Here is an 18,422-nt window from a genome sequence, read left to right as displayed (position 1 = left end):
ATTACCTATAGCTAATACATGCAAACTCCCGGGCAAAAAGTGATCAGGCAGTGGTTCCAAAACAAAAAGTGGAAACAGTTTGCATTTCAGCTTGAGATGGAAGAAGCTTACCTTGATGATTTTTCAGGCCTGTTAAATGCTCCCACAGGTAGCGGTAAAACATTCGCCATGTTTTTACCATTCCTGGCCGCGTACATCAATAAATATCCTAATGATTATAAAACCCGGAAAAACAATGGTTTGATGATGCTTTGGCTAACCCCTTTGCGCGCCCTCACTAACGATATCCGAAAAGCCATGCAAGAGGTTTGCGATGACCTTGAACTTCCCTGGAGAATAGCAACCCGTACCGGCGATACCTCTGCTGCCGAAAAGGCCGCCCTTAAACGCAAACTGCCCGAAGTACTCCTCACAACTCCCGAAAGCCTGCACCTGATGCTGGCCCAAAAAGAGTACCCCAAAATATTCCAAAACCTGCATGTAATAGTGACCGATGAATGGCATGAACTACTGGGTACCAAACGCGGCGTACAGGTAGAGCTGGCGTTATCTAAATTAAAATTCCTAAATAATACAATCAACCCACAATCCACAACCCAAAACTCGCCACTTAAAATATGGGGAATTAGTGCTACCATAGGCAATTTAGAACAAGCCGGCCAGGTTTTATTAGGTAATGATATGCCCGCCGGCCGTACCAAAATGGTACGCGCCAACCTGGAGAAGAAGATCGTTATCGAATCTGTCATCCCCGAAAGTGTAGAAACATACTCATGGGCTGGTCATATTGGTATCAGGCTTTTACCACAAGTAATGGATATTGTAGCCAAAAGTAAAACCACGCTTATCTTTACCAATACCCGTTCACAATCAGAGATCTGGTATCATGCCATATTGGATAATTACCCCGAATATGCGGGCATTATGGCCATGCACCACGGCTCGTTAGATAATGATTTACGTAACTGGGTTGAGCAGGCCTTGCATAACGAAGCCCTCAAGGTAGTAGTATGCACATCAAGCCTTGATCTGGGTGTAGATTTTCGCCCCGTTGATGCCGTGGTACAAATAGGAAGCCCCAAGGGCGTAGCGCGCTTTATGCAGCGTGCCGGGCGCAGCGGCCACCACCCAGGCGCTATATCAAAAGCTTACTTTGTACCTACCCATTCCATGGAACTATTGGAAGGTGCCGCGTTAAAGCAAGCGCTTAAGAACGGCGTGTATGAAAGCCGCGACCCTATACTGCTGGCTATGGATGTACTGATACAATATATGGTCACACTCGCAGTATCTGATGGCTTTCGCGCCGATGACTTGTTCAAAGAAGTGAAAACTACTTTTAGCTACGCTGATCTTACTTTAAAAGAGTTTAATGAGCTGATATATTTTATTACCCGCGGCGGCAAAACCCTTGCCCAATATGATGAGTTTTTAAAAGTTGAGGTTGAGAACGGCCTCTATAAAGTGAATAGCCGGCGTGTAGCCATGCGCCACAGGCTCAGTATAGGCACCATTACCAGCGATGTAAGCATCAGGGTAAAATGGCTAAGCGGCGGCAGCTTAGGTACTATTGAGGAGTCGTTCATATCACGTTTAAAACCCGGTGATAATTTCTGGTTCGCGGGCAGGAGCCTGGAGTTTATCCAGATGAAAGAAATGTCGGCGTTCGTAAAAAAATCAAACAAGAAAAAAGGGATGATACCCAGTTGGATGGGTGGGCGCATGCCACTGTCATCACAGCTATCTGCTGTACTGCGTGATAAATTAGACGATGCTGCCCGTGGCTTGGAGCAGGATATTGAAATGAAGGCGTTAAAACCATTATTGGCTATTCAGCAACAAGAGTCTATCATCCCGCGTGAGCATGAGTTTCTTATCGAATCGCTGCATTCCCGAGAAGGGCACCACCTGCTGTTTTACCCTTTCGAAGGGCGCTTGGTGCATGAGGGTATGGCTTCACTTATTGCCTACCGTATCTCTAAAATTAAAAGTGCCAGTTTTTCTATCGCCATGAATGATTATGGTTTTGAATTACTCACCGAAGATGATGTACCGCTGCAACAAGCCTTGCAGAATAATTTATTTACACTCGATAACTTGTTGGATGATATCCTGCAAAGCCTGAACGCGAATGAAATGGCACGCCGCCGCTTCCGGGATATTGCACATATTGGTGGCTTACTGTTTACAGGCTATCCCGGGCAACCGGTAAAAAACAGGCACCTGCAGGCATCATCATCTTTATTGTTCGATGTATTTAGCGAGTACGAGCCCGACAACCTGCTGGTGCGCCAGGCTTATAACGAGGCATTGGCTTTCCAGTTAGAAGAGTTTAGGCTCCGCGAAGCTTTGCAGCGTATAGCCAAACAAAAACTTATTATAAAACACACCACACAACCTACCCCTTTTGCCTTCCCCATATTGGTTGACAGCCTTGGCCGGGAAAAGCTAAGCACCGAAACATTGGAAGAGCGTGTTGCCAAAATGGCCCGCCAATACCAACCGGCCGAAGAACCTGAAACTAAAAAACCCAGCCGTTTTAGTGTACGAAAACGTGGGCTGTGATTAATAATTGCTGCTTTTTTTATTTCAAAAAAATAATCCAAAACCTGTTGACATAGGGCTGTCACTCTCCCATCGCACCTTTACATCAACAAACAAAAAAGCAATTATTATGAAAACATTCACCGAGATCTTCAGAACAGAATTAGAGCAGGAAGCTGCAATTACCCGTAAAATGTTAGCCGCTGTACCAAATGATAAATACGATTGGCAGCCACACCCAAAAAGCATGACCATTGGCCGCCTGGTAACCCATATTGCCGAATTACCTGAATGGGTAGCCATGGCCATGGTAACTGATGAACTTGACTTTGCTGCCAACCCCTACGAACCCGAATTTGCAACCAACAATGCCCAGGCATTAGCTGATCTGGAAAAAAACTTAGCGAACGCACTGGCTAAACTAACACCCGAACAGGAAATATCAATGGACGATAAATGGGTATTACGTAACGGCGATTACATTATACAAGAGTACACCAAAGCTGAGGTAATTCGTATGTCGATAAGCCAAACCATACATCACCGTGCCCAATTAGGTGTATTTTTAAGGTTACTAAATGTACCTATCCCGGGAAGCTACGGCCCAAGTGCTGATGAGCTTGAGCTGCAAAAAGAAATGATGGCATAATAAAAAGATCCGGCATAAGTAAAACACTCATGCCGGATCTTTTATTTTAAGCGTAATAGCAAATATAAGCCACATCCTCATCACACGATACATAGAACGAAGTATCGGCAGCAACAATAAAGCTTTCCTGCGCGGTATATATTTTCCACTCGGCATCGTGCAGGTTAACATTCAGTTCACCTGATACAATCACCATAGTTTCTTGCGTGTTTGTGCCAAATTTATATTTACCCGGCAGCATAACACCTACCGTAGCTTTGCCTTGTGTAGTTTGTAAACCCAGGCTTTGCACTTTACCTTCAAAATATGAATTGTGCGAAATTGTATCACTCATTATAAAAAGTTTAGGCCGCAAATATATAATAAAACAACATTTAGCGTACTTTATTTGGTCGGCATTTACAATCCCGAACTCAATTCGCGAAAAACTTGTTATTCCTGCTTTGGTATCCGTTTCGGTGTATCCTTGCCGCTAATTATTGTACGGGAGCTTAACGCGATGGCACGTATGGTCAGCGTAATATTATTTACATCAAGCGAGCTTAGCTCATCGCCAACGGTATGGTACAATTTATCAATATCTATCTGGTCGGTTGATATGGTATGCGCCGGTACACCAAGGCGGGCAAGGGTAGCATTATCGCTGCGGTAAAACAGGTTTTGTTGCGGGTATGGGTCGGGATAAAATTTAAATTGCGTACCTGCAAGGTTGCGCTGCAGTATCTCACCAAAATCCGACCGCTCATAACCTGTAATAAATGCCGAGTTCTGTCCAAATTTTGATGGCTTGCCAATCATTTCAATATTGAACATGGCAACGGTTTTATCAGGGTCAACATGTTGGCCAAAGTAGGTTGAGCCGTATCCCCCAATCTCTTCAGCGGTAAAGGCAACAAATATAAGGGTGCGTTGCGGCTTAGGGCCATGCTTATAATATTTGGCAAGCGATATCATTGCAGTAACACCTGATGCGTCATCATCGGCGCCATTGGCAATACTATCACCGGCCATTGGCTTTACTACCATGTCGGCAAGTTTGCCGGTAAGCTTTGTTGGTTTAATGATACCTAAGTGATCATAATGGCCCGAAAACACCACATACTCTTCTTTTTCTGACTTGCCCGGTATCATACCTGCAATATTGCATAACTGCAACTGCTCCGATTTCCCCTCATACTTTACTGCGAATGAGTTTACTTTTTCAAAACTACCCAGTACCATTACTACAGATTGCGTGCTACCCGTACCACCCATAAAAGTAGTGCTGCCGCGGCTTGCGCGAGCGGCTATCCTTTTAAAACTAGCGGTAAACTTAGGATCAACAACAACCAGCATTTTCTTCCCGCCGGATGTATATGCAGCATATTGCTTATTAAAATCCATTGCGGCAGTAAGGCTAACTACCTGTACATCTGCATTGTTTGCCCAATCAATAGCCGGGGCCGTGGTTGAAACAATAACGCTATCGGCTGCTATTGCCTTACCATTTACTGTTACCGCTGTTTTAACGGGCCTGGTGCGCAGCATGGTAAAGTTTTGGCGATAGGATGTATTACCCGGCAATGGTTTCAACCCAATATCGGTAAACTCATTTTCAATAAACTTAGCCGCTTTTTCAATACCCGGCGAAAATGTAGCCCTCCCCTCCATATCATCGGCGCTAAGCGTAGCTATAATGCGCTTTACATCATCCTGCTTTATCCTGTTTACGTTTGGCAACGCGCAACCCGCCACTGCAAGCGGGAGCATTAATATAGCTAAATACTTTTTCATGTTGTTGTTACTTTACTTTTGATGACAACCAATTGTTACGAAATGTTTGCTGCTCGGCAGTTAAAGTTTCTGCAGATACGACTTCAAGGAATGGATTTTCGTCCAGCACTACAACACCATCATGGTCGCCGCTGCGGTTATGGTAAGTTAGCGTGATCTTGTCGCCCGGTTTTTTGCCCGCCACTAAGGTATTTAATGATGATGCATCTGTAAGCGGGGCGCCATCGGCTTTTAATATTACATCGCCTTTATCTAAGCCCGCCCTGTAACCTGCTGTACCTATTAACGAGTTTGACAGTACAACAAGCTTGCCGCCCACCACATCTATACGCAAACCTAAATATGCCTTACCATCCTGCGATTTACGTAAAATATATCCTGCCTTAGCCAGCAAGTCTTTATAGTTGTTTTTTTCAAAACCGTATATGTATTTCTTAAAAAACTCATAGGCAAAAACCTTGCTCTTTGTTACCTTGGCTAACGATTTTTCCAGATCGGCTACCGTGTACGGGATGTAAGGCTTGCCCCAGTCAAGCCAAACCTGGCGCATGTAATCATCAAGTGTAAGGTTAAACTCGCTGCGCAGGCGCAGATCCAGCGCCAGGGCGGTAGCGCCGCCGTAATAATAGTATGATGTAAAAATATTAGCCTGGTTTGTCGGATCGATAGATACACCTGCATCAGCAAATACCGCGTAATTGCTCATTTGTATTGGCGAGTATTTTGCCGCGCCGGGGCTGTTCAACACACTGTTTACTAAACCGCTTAAGATACGCGTATACTCCGCCGGGGCATGGAGGCCCGCGCGTACAAGCATCAGCTCTCCATAATATTGCGTAAAGCCTTCGGCAAACCAAAGCTCGCCGCTCATATCGGCATGCTCAAAGTTAAAGGGCTCCAAACTTTTAGGCCGTATACGTTTCACATTCCAGCTATGAAAAAACTCATGCGCGAATGTGCTCAACAACCTTGTTTCGTTCCCGGCCACCTTATCGCCCGTAGTAACAATACAGGTAGAGTTGCGGTGTTCCATCCCATCGCCCGAGTTTGTGGGGTAAACATCCTGCAGAAAAGTATACTCTCCGTAATCATACGCAGGCAATTCGCCAAAAACAGCTTTCTCTTCCAATACCATTTTCTGTACCATTTTGGCATAACCATCCACCACGCTCTGTGCATCGTCAGAGTGGGTGCTTAGTATGATCTTTTCTGTTTTACCATCAGTATTTACTACCGTCCAGGTGCTTTGTTTAAAATTAGAAAGTTCGGTAGGGCTATCCATCATATATTGCAGGTTAGGCGCACTGTAAATGGTAGCGCCCTCATGTTTCAATTGCGTAGCTACCTTCCAGCCGTGAGCGTCAATATCGCTAAACTGGAACCTAACTGCCCTACCCTCTAAACCAGGGGCCCACATAAAGGTAGCAGGCATATTGAGGTGTGCATGGCTTTCATCAATGCCTGAGTAGGTACCGTCAACATAGTTAGCATAAAGGGTATAGCTTATTTTAACTGTCGCCTCATGGGTTTTTATCTCGTATACATCACCTTCAACCTGTTTAATATCCAGCTTGCTGCTATCTGCGCCATAAGCACGTACATTATAAATATTCTTACCAAATTCGTGTGTAGCATATCTACCGGCAGATGAGCGGCTCATGCGCACCCTGATCGTCCCTGACGGCGATTCAGGTATCGTCATCCTGATCTCGGCCTCATGGTGGGCAGCATTCGGGAAAGTTATTTCGTAAAAGATGGGCTTTTGTGCAAAGCTGCAAGTCGCGGCAAGCAGCAACAATATGCCCGGGATAAGCTTTTTCATAGTTAATGTTGTAAGATGGCTCAATTTATAAAAAATAGCCCTTACTGCCAAAGATTGTTTGGATAAGCTTTACAGGATACTTTCGCTGATCAGCAAAAAAGGAGCATCAAACTGCAGGGTAAAAAAACCATCGTGGGTGGTAGTGTATTCGCTTTCGTTGATGGGATCCAAGCCGGTTACGTTAAGCCTGCCCGTATTGTTTAATACGTTTATCGTCTCCCCTGCAGGTTTCCATTTGCTGAAACCGTTATGTACAGGGTATATTTTTTGCCCCTTATGGTATATCACAATATTAATATTGCTGATGTAAGGCAAATAGTCACCCACAGCAAACTCATCAGTAATTATATTAACCGCCGGGTATTTATTGCCTATAAGGTATTGTAACGCTGCTACGGCAAGGCTATCGCCCTTTGCCGGGATGGTTTTAATGTCTGATTGCAGTTCGGCATTATCCCCTTCTATCACTACATCAACTTTTATCCCCATCGCATTAAGTTGCTCTGCAGTATCCGCGGTAACCATAACAGTAGGGCTCCACTCCAACAGCTGGCCCAGCAATTCATCAGTAAAGTTGGCTAAACCTAAAACCAACAGGGCCGGTTCCTGCTTTTCGCGAACGATGTGATGTGATGACATTGAATTGGTTTATTGGGTGATTAGTTCATTGGTTGATCGGTATAAAGGGCTATCCGCCTATACCTTTACCCTTACCACTGTTTCGCCAAACCTAAAGATATCAGTATCCAGGCACATGGCGTTTATGGTATCTTCGTCGGTATCAATAATAACACCTTTTTCGTACAGGCCTTTGCCGCTAAACTCAATGGTAATACCAAGTTCGTAAAAACATTGCCGCACAAACTCGCGCAGGCTAACAGATTCTTCCACCATAGCCGTTCCGGATACTACACCATCTTGCCGAACTACTTTTAAAACAGCCGTCATATCAGCGGCATAACCACTTTCGGCCGAAAGGTCGGGTATATACACACATACTTGCCTGCCCAAGGCAACACGGGCAATATTGGCAGTTATATCGGCAACATCAACCAATTTACTTCTTTCTTTTTTTTAGCAGTTTAAGCAGGTACTGGCCATAGCCGCTTTTTACCAATGGCTTGGCAATGCTTTCTAACTGAGCGTCGTCAATAAAGCCCATGCGATAGGCGATCTCTTCAATACATCCAATTTTAAGACCCTGGCGTTCTTCAATTACCTGTACAAATTGCCCTGCCTGCATTAACGATGCAAAAGTACCGGTATCTAACCAGGCTGTACCACGGCTCAATATTCCTACTTTTAGTTTACCCTGACGCAGGTATTCTTTGTTTACATCAGTTATTTCGTATTCGCCACGCGGCGATGGTTTAATGTTTTTGGCTATCTCAACTACCGAGTTATCGTAAAAATACAATCCCGGCACCGCGTAATCTGATTTTGGCTCAACAGGTTTTTCTTCTATAGATATTGCCTGGTTATTCACATCAAATTCCACCACGCCATAACGCTCCGGGTCACTTACCTGGTAGGCAAATACCATTCCGCCTTGTGGATCGTTACTTTGCTGCAACAGGTTCGAAAGCCCATCGCCGTGGAAAATATTATCGCCCAATATTAACGCTACTTTATCAGTACCTATAAAATCGGCACCAATAACAAAAGCTTGCGCTAAACCATTTGGTTCGGCCTGTACGGCATATTCAAACTTACAGCCTAAGCTTGCGCCGTCGCCAAGCAGCTTTTTAAAGTGGGGCAAATCGTGCGGGGTTGAGATGATCAATACTTCTTTTATACCTGCCAGCATTAAAACAGACAGCGGGTAATAGATCATCGGCTTATCGTAAACAGGCATCAATTGTTTACTTACCGCCAAAGTTAGCGGGTGCAACCTGGTGCCCGATCCGCCGGCTAATATAATTCCTTTCAAAGTGTATTTGTTTTAGTTGAATACAGGTACAATATTATTAATAAATAGTTTGTAGTTGTATAATGGAAAGAAAAAATAGTTAACCCTCCGGTGGACTGGCTACCTGGTTTTCTAACTCAGCATACCATTCCTCGCCGTATTTCCTGATCAGCGGGCCTTTTAAAAATTCATGCACTCGCACCTGCAATTCATCACCAAAGCTGCATGCGGGGCTACAAATGCTCCACCTGTCGTAATTCAGCACATCAAACTCAGGATATGCCGTAATGCGGATGGGATATAAATGGCAGGATATAGGTTTTTGCCAGGCAATATCGCCTTGCTCATAAGCTTTTTCAATAGCACATTTGGTAATGCCATTCTCCCATATTACGTAAGCACATTCTTTGTTTACATCAACACATGGGGTGGTCAGGTCGCCTTCAAAATCTTTAACATAGGTACCTACTTTTTCAATGGTAGCGATGCCTTTGGCTGTCATGTAAGGTTTTACTTTTGGATATATCTCATTCAAAATATCCAGCTCAGCGGCTTCAAGCGGCGCACCCGAATCCCCCTCAAGGCAGCAGGCACCTTTGCATTTATTGAGGTTGCATACAAAATTCTCTTTAACTACATCTTCGTGCACTAATGTATGCTGAACTTCGATCATTTATATTATTGCTTGTTTAAGGGGTATTTTAAGCCTTTCGCATCAGACAGCTCCATGGTAAGGCTTCCCAATATTACTTCGGCCTGTGCCCTTATAGGTATCCTGTTCTTATCGTTAGTTACCCAAAGGTAAAACTTACTATCCTTTCTGAAAATACTTCCGGGAATAATTGATGGTGTAAATTTTAAACATTCAAATTTACCCAGGCTACATTCTGCAACTTCTTTGCCCAAGTAAGTTATTGTAAGCGTTTCTATCTTATCTTCTAAAAAGTAATGGAACACCAGCTTATCGCCAACCTTTATCCTCGACATATCCAGGCAACGCGCAAAATAATAGGCCGAAGGGAAATCAAATATCTGCCCGGTGAAAGGGTAAACACCTTTTGATGCCGTTATTTTATTATTATCATGATCAAAGGTAATATCATCGGTGTGCCTGTATTTACCTTCGCGGCGATTTTCTTTGTACTGGTAAGGCAACAAAGTGTTTATATCTAAGAACGACTCATACCGGTTACGCACTTTATAAAAAAAATCGAAAGTGCCGTTGGTTTTTCCATCAGCTATAATGTGGTAAGCAGCCTTACCATCAAATTTTACAGGCGAATCTTCCAAACGGAGGTCGGCTTCTGCAGCTGTAAAAAGGCCATAATGTAACTTATAGTGCAGGTGCTCTCCCGGCTGAAATGGTGCCTGCAGGTCTTTAACCAGCTCTTGCGAATAGGAGGTTATACTGATAAGTGCCAGTATTAGGGTTAGATAGGTAAATTTCATACAGCACTTATTACAAAAAGTAATCCAATTTTATTCTTTCTTTTTATATATGGGTACAGTTGAGCAGGGTTCGCCAAACATCAGGCTTTTTACTACCGGTGTAAGTTTCCTGGTTAACTCAACATATGCAGAGGCGGGTACCTCTACATCGCCACATCCCTTTATAACGATGCGCTGGTTACGGTATTGTTCTACATCTAAACCAGCCAGCGCCTTTTCGAATAATACGGTCTCAAGAGTAGCCATATCACCAAAGACGATCTCCCGGGCAAAAGGTGTCATACGATTTGCCAAAAGCATATATGCCCAGGTTGGTACAATAGCATCGGCTGTGCAGGTAATTCCTACATTTTTACCCTGGTATTGTGCCCAATCGTGCTCCTTAACAAAATCCCTGAAATCCTTTTCGCGCAAAATAAGGCCATGAAAAAGATTGTCTTTTATATCATAAATAACACGTTCGCCTTCCGGATAAAAACTTGCGGGATCTAAACTTACCAGGCCGCTTTGCGCTACTTTATTAACTATAACTTCCTGAATATCCATTGCTCTATAAACTAAAAAATCCGGAAAAGGTTTAATTGCCCTTTCCGGATGTAAAGTTATGTATTATATTCCTTAAAGCACCTTGGCGCGGTAATCTTTGACATTCGCCTTATCTTTCAGCGCTTCTAACACACCACCTTCGGCACGTTGTACAATGGCCTGGCCTAATTGTTCTTTTTGGCGTAATGAGTTATTTAACGGTGTCGGGGTTGTAAAACCATCAACTACGTAAACAAAAACCCCTTTTTCACCTTCAACAGGTTTTGATAATTTATTTGGCTTTGAGCCGAAGATAGCACCTATCAGTTTATTCTCTTGCGAAGCGCCCGGTATTACCGGATTTGCAAATACAACATTTTGTACCGGCATTACTGTAGTTCCGGCTTTCTGGGCAACCTGGTCAATAGAGCCTGCACCATTCAATGCTGCCGCTAATTTATCCGAAAGTTGTTTTGCTTTTACTTTGTTTAATACAGCAGGTTTAATTTGTTTTTTAACCGCATCAAGCGATAGTACACCTACAGGTTTAACTTCGGTTAATACTGCAACAATCCCTTGGTAGCCCGATTCGTACACCTCATCGGTAAAATCGCCTACGCTGGCTTTGTTAAATGCCCAGCGTACAAGGTCGCGGGTATTATCTAAGCCCGGCAATGAGCCTGCAACTCCCGAAACATCGGCAGCAGTTTTCTTAACCAAGCCTTCTTTTTTAACCTCGGCATCAAAATTACCTTTGGTTAACGATGCTAAGAATTGCTGTGCTTTTGAGTGAGCAGCAGTTTCAGTTTTGCTGCTTGGGGTTAATGGTTTATCAACCACGGCTACCTTAACAACTTTTGATGAACCTTTTTGCTCTTGTATTTCAATAATGTGGATACCATATTGCGATTGTACAATTTTAATATCGCCTTTATGGCCGTTAAATACCGCGTCTTCAAATACTGGTATCATAGCGCCACGGCCAAAGGTGCCCAGATCGCCACCTTTTGCTGCCGAACCTTTATCCATCGAATTGGCTGTAGCCAGTTCTGCAAAGGTTTTTTTGCCGCTTGCTAATAATGTTTTTAATGAATCGGCTGTTTTTAACGGTGTACCCGGAGCCAATAAAATATGGCGGGCCTTAACCGAATCAGGACCAATGCGTGAATCAACCAATTTAGCTAATTTGAAAGCGCCATTAGAAAAATACGGACCGTAAATAAAACCCGGAGCGGCATTAAACATTAAAGTATCTAATTTAGGTTCAAGCTGTCCTTTTTTCTGGAATACCAGTGGTGCTTTTGTATCCGCATTTATCGCAACAAAAAGCGAATCATTTGTGCTGGCTTTAAAATCAGGCAATAATTTAGCAACCTGCTCTTTAACAACGGCAGAGTCTTCCTGCGTTGGCGATGCATCAAAAACAACGTAATCAAAACTTCTTAATTCTTCTTTGGTTTTAAACTCGTTTTTATGCTCATCATAATAGTTTTGATAATCATTATCGGTAAGGGTTACCTTGTTATCAGGTATTGATGCGTAATCCAGGCCGGTATATTTAAAGTTTGCCAGCTTGTTTTTGTTTTCATAGTCGTCTTTAGCATCAAGGCTGTTAACATATAAACCGTTTTTTACCAGGTTTAAATATTTCTCACCTTTTTTAGCTTCCTGCATCTGGGCAACAAAATCATTCCATTTATCTTTTATAGGATCGTTCGCTTTAGCGCTTTCCAGGTTATGCAGAAAAGTGTTTAACTGGTCTTTATCAAACTGGCCGGTTTGCTGGTTTGTAAATGCCTGCACAATTTGTTGGTTAGGCGTAGGGCCACTTATCATTGATTTTGTTTCATTCAAACCAATGGCTAAACCTAACTTGTCAATCTCTTTATCAAGGATAGTTTTACTGATGATCTGATTCCAGGTAGTTGCCTGTATGTAATTAGTAATTTGGGCATTGATATTGGTTTGCCCGGATTGCTGCTTAAAGTTTTGAGTATTTATCTCAACCTTTTTGTTAAAATCAACTGTTGTAATTTTTTCTCCGTCAACCTCGCCAACATTGGCTGCGCTATCCCTAAAAAACGAGCTGCCCGAGTGCATAACTTCACCAACTATAAACGCAAAAAGCGAAAGACCAATAGTAATTGCTACTATTTTACCGCCCCTATCGCGTAAAAAACCCATTACTGCCATACTATATCTATATTATATTTATTTCAAAAAGAGGCGCAAGATACAACTTTTGATAAAAATTTATAACACTATTTTAAATAGTGTAATTTACTGTAAGCTAACCTGCTGCAAAATCAATTTCCAACGCCTTCTTTAGTTACAATTACGCCGTTGCCATCATCGCCGGTTTTGTTGGTAAAAGTTTCATTGCTCTGAAAATTCATACCGTTAAGCATGGTACCATCGGCTTTATTTAACTGCCAGCGCTGGTGTGAGTAGAGTATCTTTTTTAACTGATCCCAAATCAACTCGTTCGATTTAAAGGTATCCCCTTTTGCATTGCTCACTACCACATTGCCGTGCAGCTCGATTATTTTATCGCCATTTTTTGTAATGGCCGAATCGCCCACCACGGTGCTTGATGGCTCAGGCGATTTACCGTCATAAAAATAGATCTTAACGCCTTTAGGCATTACATGATAAGGTGGTGTAACCGTATTAAAAGTAAGCAGCAAAGGCGTTAAAACCCGCGCCTTAACTTTAGCCGAATCGCTGTAAATGATATCAACAACTTTTGAGCTGTCAATTTTATTATTGGCTTCCTGCTGCGATATTTTTTTTACCTGGTTCAAATCATTTTCGCAGGCGGGCAATAGCAAAGCTGCTATCAGCATTACCGGCAAAAAATAATGAGCGAACCATTTTGCCTGCATCAGCATAGGGGGTAATTAATCAAATTTATACTTCTGGAACCACTTTTCGTTAATAACAAAGCCTAAGTGGATATTGATGAAGCTTTCTTTTATTAAACTTTTATCAAGGGTACCACGTTGGCCAAACTCGGCAGCTATGTTAACCTTGTAATAGTTTGTGCGGCTTTGGTTGGGTATTGGTAAGCCAAAACCAATTGTGGCTGCATATTGTTTAATGTTTACACCATTAGTTGTGATGTAAGTATTATCATAGTTAAAACCTAAACGGTAATCAACTACTGCCCAATAACTTGATAATGAGTTAATATTAGGGGTAATTTGACCGCCCACAGCAAAGCTTTGGTTATTTTGTAAACCCGCGTTAGCACCGTTTACTCTCAAATCCGACCATTGGCCCATTTTAAAATCAGCCCCGATCATATATTTCAGATCTTTTGAGTATGATATGCCAAACCTGTGCATGGTGGGTAAGGTTAGTTTACTTTCATTTTGCTGGTAACGGGTACTATCAATAGCCGAAGAGTGCGAACCGTCTGAGTTGATAAGGTAGTGGCTTACTACAAAATTGTTGGTAGTGCTCAGGTCTGTACCTGCCGAGCCTGAGTAGCCTACTGTAAATCTGCTTACTTCGCTCAGTTTAAAGTTATATTGTACACCATAATCATAGCTAACACCTCCAACACTTACGCTGTTCTCTATTGCCGTTGAGAATGCAGCAGGCAATTGCGGGTATTCTGTTTGCCTTAACAGTTTTTCTTTACCAAAAATGTAGGCAACATTTGCGCCTATGCTAAAGTTGCCAAAACCAATGCCATAGCCAAGGTATGCCTTTGAAAAACCACCTTCGCCGGAGTATACGTTATCTTCAACTGTAGTGGTATCAATACCAACAGGTGCCCTGTTTAATGGTATTTTGTTGGTTTGCCTGTAGCTGTAACCCAGGTTGGTATAAGGCATTAAACCAAAACTTATTGCAGAGTGTTTACTGGTAGGTACCGCGAAGGCAATATGGCCCAACCTAAAGTTATTGCTTGTTTCGGAGCCAAAACCTGTTCTGCTCAAGCTAACAATATTTGCAAACGCGCCAATATCAATAGTAGTTAAATTAATACTGCTGTACGCTGCAGGGTTAGCCATATTGATAAAGCTCAGACCATCGGTGCTGCGTGCCACCCCGGTACCAATGCCACCCATAGCACGCAATTGCGGTAATGTAGGGTCATTATAATCGCCAATGCCAAATTGTGAATATGGAGAGCTTGTAGTAGCCGAACTTTGAGCAAATGCACCAAATGCTGTAACCGATAATATAATTATAATAAAAACCCTGATGTACTTAATCATTATGGTGTTGTATAACTGCGTTTAATCCTTTAAGAACCAAATGAGGTTCAATTTTTATATGAGGGGCAAAGATGCTATTTTTCAATAGAGTATCAAAAAAAATCGAGTCGCCCCCGGTTAGTATCACGTTAGTATCAGGGTGTTTGGCAAAATAGCTTTGTATAAACCCCAGTATCTCAAATTTCATCCCGCTTTGTACTCCCGAACGTATGGCGGTGGCTGTATCGTATCCCGTATCATCAATAAATGCAGTATCGGCATCAATTACAGGTAAACCATCGGTATAATGGTTCAATGCCTTGTACCGCATTGTTAGCCCCGGTGATATACTGCCTCCGTAATAATTGGCACCGGCATCAATACCATCATACGTAATACAGGTACCGGCATCAATAACCAGGTTTGCCTTGCCGGGATAAGTAGTATAGGCCCCTATTACTGCTGCAAGCCTGTCGGCTCCTAAAGTATGCGGCGTGCGGTAATGGTTTTTAACCATTTTGCCCATGCTGTTATTAAACTTTATGAGCGGTATTTGTTTGCTGATAGCCGCCTCCCAGCTTTCAGCATGTTTTTTTACCGATGATACAATTGCTTTTTCAGGTTTATGATCAGCTAAAATTTCACTTATCCTTTGCTCATCAATACTGGTGTGGCTCTGTATCCACGTTATCGCATCAAAGCTGAATATTGCTGTTTTAATGTATGAGTTGCCAATATCGATAACCAGGTTAGCCATATCAGGCTTTTACAAGCGATAATATCGATTCAAAAATGGCAACGCCATCCTGGTTAGCTAAAAGCGAATCGGCTGCGCGCTCAGGGTGCGGCATCATACCAAACACATTACGGCCCGCATTACAAACACCTGCAATATTATCCAAAGCTCCGTTAGGGTTAGCTTCGACAGTGATGTTGCCTGCTGCATCGCAATAGCGGAACAATACCTGATCGTTATCATTCAAGGCTTTTAAACCATCAGCATTAATAAAGTAATTACCCTCGCCATGTGCGATAGGGATTTTTAATGCCTTTGCCGGATCAACCTGCGCGGTAAGCAACGAGTTTTGGGTTTGAGCTTTAAGGTAAATGTTATTGCAGATGAATTTACGGCTTTGGTTATGCAGTAATGCTCCCGGTACCAAACCGGCTTCGGCCAGTATCTGGAAACCGTTACAAATACCCCATACGTAACCGCCCCTTGCTGCAAATTGAATTACCTCTTGCATAATGGGCGAAAAACGCGCGATAGCGCCAGAACGTAAATAATCGCCGAAGGAGAACCCGCCGGGTAGAATTACAAAATCAACATTTTGCAGATCATGGTCTTTATGCCACAGGCGAACAACCTGCTGGCCCATAATTTTTTCCAATACATGTATGATGTCTTCATCGCAATTGGAACCCGGGAAAATAACTACGCCAAATTTCATGCTACAAAACTAACACAAGATGCCATATATCAGCGAAACTAAAAGTTAAAAAGTGTTAAACTGAAAATAAATGATGCCTGCGATAAGTATAGCGTACAATATTTCATAAAACCAGCGTGTGCTTGCATACAAAAAATAGTAAGCAAATATGATGGCTGCGGGTATAGCGCACAATAAAAAATGGCTTACCCTGAAGTTTGTTTTTACGTAAAACGACAAGGCCGCTACAACAAAAACAATACTGATCATCTGGAATGCTTTGCGGATCTGGACATAGCTTTTAAAGTAGTTTTGCCTTAAGCTGATGAACCCCAAACCAAAAATAACAATAACGGGTATCAGCATCAGGTAATTATAGTAGTTAAATCTGATCTGGTTAGGAAAACTATGGCCCAGTGGCAACCATATGGCATAAAACTGCTCGATACGGTTGTTCCAGAAGTAATATACCGCCAAAAAGAAAAACACGGTAACAAAGCCCACCAATACCCCTGCCCACTCGCGCCAGTTAAACGCCCTGAAAATGATCAAACCTATCCAAACCGTTAAAAACATGTAGATGTAGGGGAAATAGATGAGTGTACCAATCCCTACGATCATACCCAGATCAAAAGCCGTGGCTTTGGCATTTTCATCTTTATAAAAGCTGAGCAGCTTATCTATCATCAGCAGCACCAAAAAATTACAAATAAGCGGCGGGCTCATCACCAAAAAAGGCACCAGCAAGGCCGATACGGTAATGTACATTAAGGCCGGTAAAAAAGTGGGTTTACCCAACAGGTTATATTTGTTTACCATTTGGTTGAGCCATATGGCCTGGGCATATACCAGTATGGCCGCTATAAAAACGTTAAGAATAGGTGTTAAAGCGCTCTCGATAGAGATGGGTATAATGCTCCTGGTAAACGATTCAACAAAAACAAACTCGATATGCGCAGGCATCTGCACCATATAGCCGAGGCGCAGGGCAATACAAAATACAGCAAGCCATAGTATATTAAGCGGGTTAAGCGCCCTGAAAGCGTTTATCATGTAAGTCTGTTAAATAGCGGTGCAATATTACTAAAAACTACCGACAGGCAATTTATTTCCTTGCATACCTGTGCACCATATCATCAATAATGGCGGCGGTTTCGTCGGGGAAGTTTACTTTAACACGGTGGCTGCTCTCTACCCATTCGCGAATTTTAGGTATACAGCTATCATTTATCTCGTTAATAACGGGTACACCTAACTTTGATGCGGCAAGAGCATTACATTCCTGCTCATACTGGTAGGCCATGGGTACCATCATCAATTTCTTTTGCAGGAACAATGCCTCGGCGGGGCCTTCAAAGCCGCCGCCTGTAAGCAAGCCTTCGCAATTGGCAACGCTTAAATTAAAGGCTTCGTTGTTTACCGGGCTTACCTGTACGTTGCCTTCGGTATAAGCCTTTTTTTGTCTTTTTGAAAATATCTGCCAGGGCACATTTATCTGCGACAGGTATTTCACCAGCGTCCTGTCATCATAGGCAGGCAGGTAAACGGTATAATGCCCTAAGTTTTTAGGTTCGAGGTTACGTATCTCACTGCGTATGACCGGGGTATTGATAAAGGTATCATACCTGTCGAAATGGAAACCGATACAATGGTTTGTCGGCGCGTAGTATTTCAATAATAACTCGGCTACGCTCCAGCGTGGCCGTGGTGTTTTTTTCGATACGAAGGAACATTGATGGCTTAGCGAAACAGACTCTATCTTTTGCAGCTTGCACGCCCATGCGGTAACAGGCTCAAAATCGTTAATGATCAGGTCGTATTCCTTTAGCGGGATGGCATGCATATCCTTCCAAAGCTGCTTCAGGTCCATCAGCTTGTAAGTGGCCCATTTATCAACACCGCCCTTATTGCCAAAAACAAAGCTAAAACCATGAAAAGTATACTTAACCGCTTGCGGTAATTTCATTTCGGCCTCGGTGCCACTAATTACCAGGTCAAGCTCGCCATACTTTTGCAGCAGCGGAACGATTTCGCGTGCACGGCTAATGTGCCCGTTGCCTGTTCCTTGTATAGCGTAAAGTATTTTCATAAATGTTATTTAGCAAATATAACC

18 protein-coding genes are annotated in these 18,422 nt (G+C 42.8%); 2 read left to right on the top strand and 16 right to left on the bottom strand.

Going from position 1 to position 18,422, the window contains the following annotated elements:
- Window positions 1-18 precede the first annotated feature (18 nt).
- Both KXQ82_RS02760 and KXQ82_RS02755 read left to right on the top strand, forming a co-directional pair.
- Window positions 19-2,565: a ligase-associated DNA damage response DEXH box helicase gene (locus KXQ82_RS02760; RefSeq protein WP_219486559.1), complete on the top strand. Its 2,547-nt coding sequence runs from the start codon at window positions 19-21 to the stop codon at window positions 2,563-2,565.
- A gap of 109 nt (window positions 2,566-2,674) precedes the next feature.
- Window positions 2,675-3,193 carry a DinB family protein gene (locus KXQ82_RS02755; protein ID WP_219486558.1) on the top strand — a complete coding sequence of 173 codons (519 nt, stop codon included), beginning with the start codon at window positions 2,675-2,677 and terminating at the stop codon, window positions 3,191-3,193.
- 46 nt (window positions 3,194-3,239) lie between these two features.
- Here KXQ82_RS02755 and ppnP read toward each other — a convergent pair whose 3' ends face one another.
- The 16 genes from ppnP to KXQ82_RS02675 all read right to left on the bottom strand — a co-directional run bounded on the left by ppnP (window position 3,240) and on the right by KXQ82_RS02675 (window position 18,398).
- Complete coding sequence (ppnP, locus tag KXQ82_RS02750) at window positions 3,240-3,527, bottom strand: pyrimidine/purine nucleoside phosphorylase (protein WP_219486557.1); 288 nt, start codon at window positions 3,525-3,527, stop codon at window positions 3,240-3,242.
- Between the two features lie 98 nt (window positions 3,528-3,625).
- A complete protein-coding gene (locus tag KXQ82_RS02745) occupies window positions 3,626-4,966 on the bottom strand; it encodes a M20/M25/M40 family metallo-hydrolase (RefSeq protein ID WP_219486556.1) in 1,341 nt (446 codons plus the stop codon).
- Between the two features lie 7 nt (window positions 4,967-4,973).
- Window positions 4,974-6,788 (bottom strand): M61 family metallopeptidase, encoded by a 1,815-nt coding sequence (locus KXQ82_RS02740; RefSeq protein WP_219486555.1) that lies wholly within the window; start codon window positions 6,786-6,788, stop codon window positions 4,974-4,976.
- Window positions 6,789-6,857: 69 nt separating this feature from the next.
- Window positions 6,858-7,427 carry a thiamine pyrophosphokinase gene (locus KXQ82_RS02735; protein ID WP_219486554.1) on the bottom strand — a complete coding sequence of 190 codons (570 nt, stop codon included), beginning with the start codon at window positions 7,425-7,427 and terminating at the stop codon, window positions 6,858-6,860.
- Between the two features lie 57 nt (window positions 7,428-7,484).
- On the bottom strand, window positions 7,485-7,844 hold the full coding sequence (locus KXQ82_RS02730; RefSeq protein WP_219486553.1) for a Rossmann-fold NAD(P)-binding domain-containing protein: 360 nt from the start codon (window positions 7,842-7,844) through the stop codon (window positions 7,485-7,487).
- A 1-nt stretch (window position 7,845) separates the two neighbouring features.
- Window positions 7,846-8,718 carry a glucose-1-phosphate thymidylyltransferase RfbA gene (gene rfbA, locus KXQ82_RS02725; RefSeq protein ID WP_219486552.1) on the bottom strand — a complete coding sequence of 291 codons (873 nt, stop codon included), beginning with the start codon at window positions 8,716-8,718 and terminating at the stop codon, window positions 7,846-7,848.
- Between the two features lie 79 nt (window positions 8,719-8,797).
- Window positions 8,798-9,370, bottom strand: a complete 573-nt coding sequence (locus tag KXQ82_RS02720; RefSeq protein ID WP_219486551.1) for a DUF3109 family protein — start codon at window positions 9,368-9,370, stop codon at window positions 8,798-8,800.
- Between the two features lie 5 nt (window positions 9,371-9,375).
- Window positions 9,376-10,146, bottom strand: coding sequence for a DUF3108 domain-containing protein (locus tag KXQ82_RS02715; RefSeq protein ID WP_219486548.1), 771 nt, complete (start codon window positions 10,144-10,146; stop codon window positions 9,376-9,378).
- 30 nt (window positions 10,147-10,176) lie between these two features.
- Complete coding sequence (locus KXQ82_RS02710; RefSeq protein WP_219486546.1) at window positions 10,177-10,692, bottom strand: DUF2480 family protein; 516 nt, start codon at window positions 10,690-10,692, stop codon at window positions 10,177-10,179.
- Between the two features lie 72 nt (window positions 10,693-10,764).
- A complete protein-coding gene (locus tag KXQ82_RS02705; protein WP_219486545.1) occupies window positions 10,765-12,864 on the bottom strand; it encodes a peptidylprolyl isomerase in 2,100 nt (699 codons plus the stop codon).
- A gap of 113 nt (window positions 12,865-12,977) precedes the next feature.
- Window positions 12,978-13,562 carry an LPS export ABC transporter periplasmic protein LptC gene (gene lptC, locus KXQ82_RS02700; RefSeq protein ID WP_219486543.1) on the bottom strand — a complete coding sequence of 195 codons (585 nt, stop codon included), beginning with the start codon at window positions 13,560-13,562 and terminating at the stop codon, window positions 12,978-12,980.
- A gap of 9 nt (window positions 13,563-13,571) precedes the next feature.
- Window positions 13,572-14,900, bottom strand: coding sequence for a BamG family beta-barrel-assembly machinery protein (gene bamG / locus KXQ82_RS02695; RefSeq protein ID WP_219486541.1), 1,329 nt, complete (start codon window positions 14,898-14,900; stop codon window positions 13,572-13,574).
- Complete coding sequence (locus KXQ82_RS02690; protein WP_219486538.1) at window positions 14,893-15,636, bottom strand: type III pantothenate kinase; 744 nt, start codon at window positions 15,634-15,636, stop codon at window positions 14,893-14,895. Before KXQ82_RS02690 ends, bamG begins: the two co-directional genes overlap by 8 nt.
- Before the next feature lies 1 nt (window position 15,637).
- Window positions 15,638-16,330, bottom strand: coding sequence for a phosphoribosylformylglycinamidine synthase subunit PurQ (gene purQ / locus KXQ82_RS02685; RefSeq protein ID WP_219486537.1), 693 nt, complete (start codon window positions 16,328-16,330; stop codon window positions 15,638-15,640).
- A 45-nt stretch (window positions 16,331-16,375) separates the two neighbouring features.
- Window positions 16,376-17,362 (bottom strand): DUF6427 family protein, encoded by a 987-nt coding sequence (locus tag KXQ82_RS02680; protein WP_219486536.1) that lies wholly within the window; start codon window positions 17,360-17,362, stop codon window positions 16,376-16,378.
- Window positions 17,363-17,414: 52 nt separating this feature from the next.
- The gene (locus KXQ82_RS02675) at window positions 17,415-18,398 is read right to left on the bottom strand and encodes a glycosyltransferase family protein (protein ID WP_219486535.1); all 984 of its coding nucleotides are present in this window, start codon (window positions 18,396-18,398) and stop codon (window positions 17,415-17,417) included.
- Window positions 18,399-18,422 lie beyond the last annotated feature (24 nt).

This window comes from Mucilaginibacter rivuli, from assembly GCF_019391655.1.
Taxonomy (GTDB): Bacteria; Bacteroidota; Bacteroidia; order Sphingobacteriales; family Sphingobacteriaceae; genus Mucilaginibacter; species Mucilaginibacter rivuli.
This window is presented reverse-complemented; position numbering and strand designations above follow the sequence as displayed.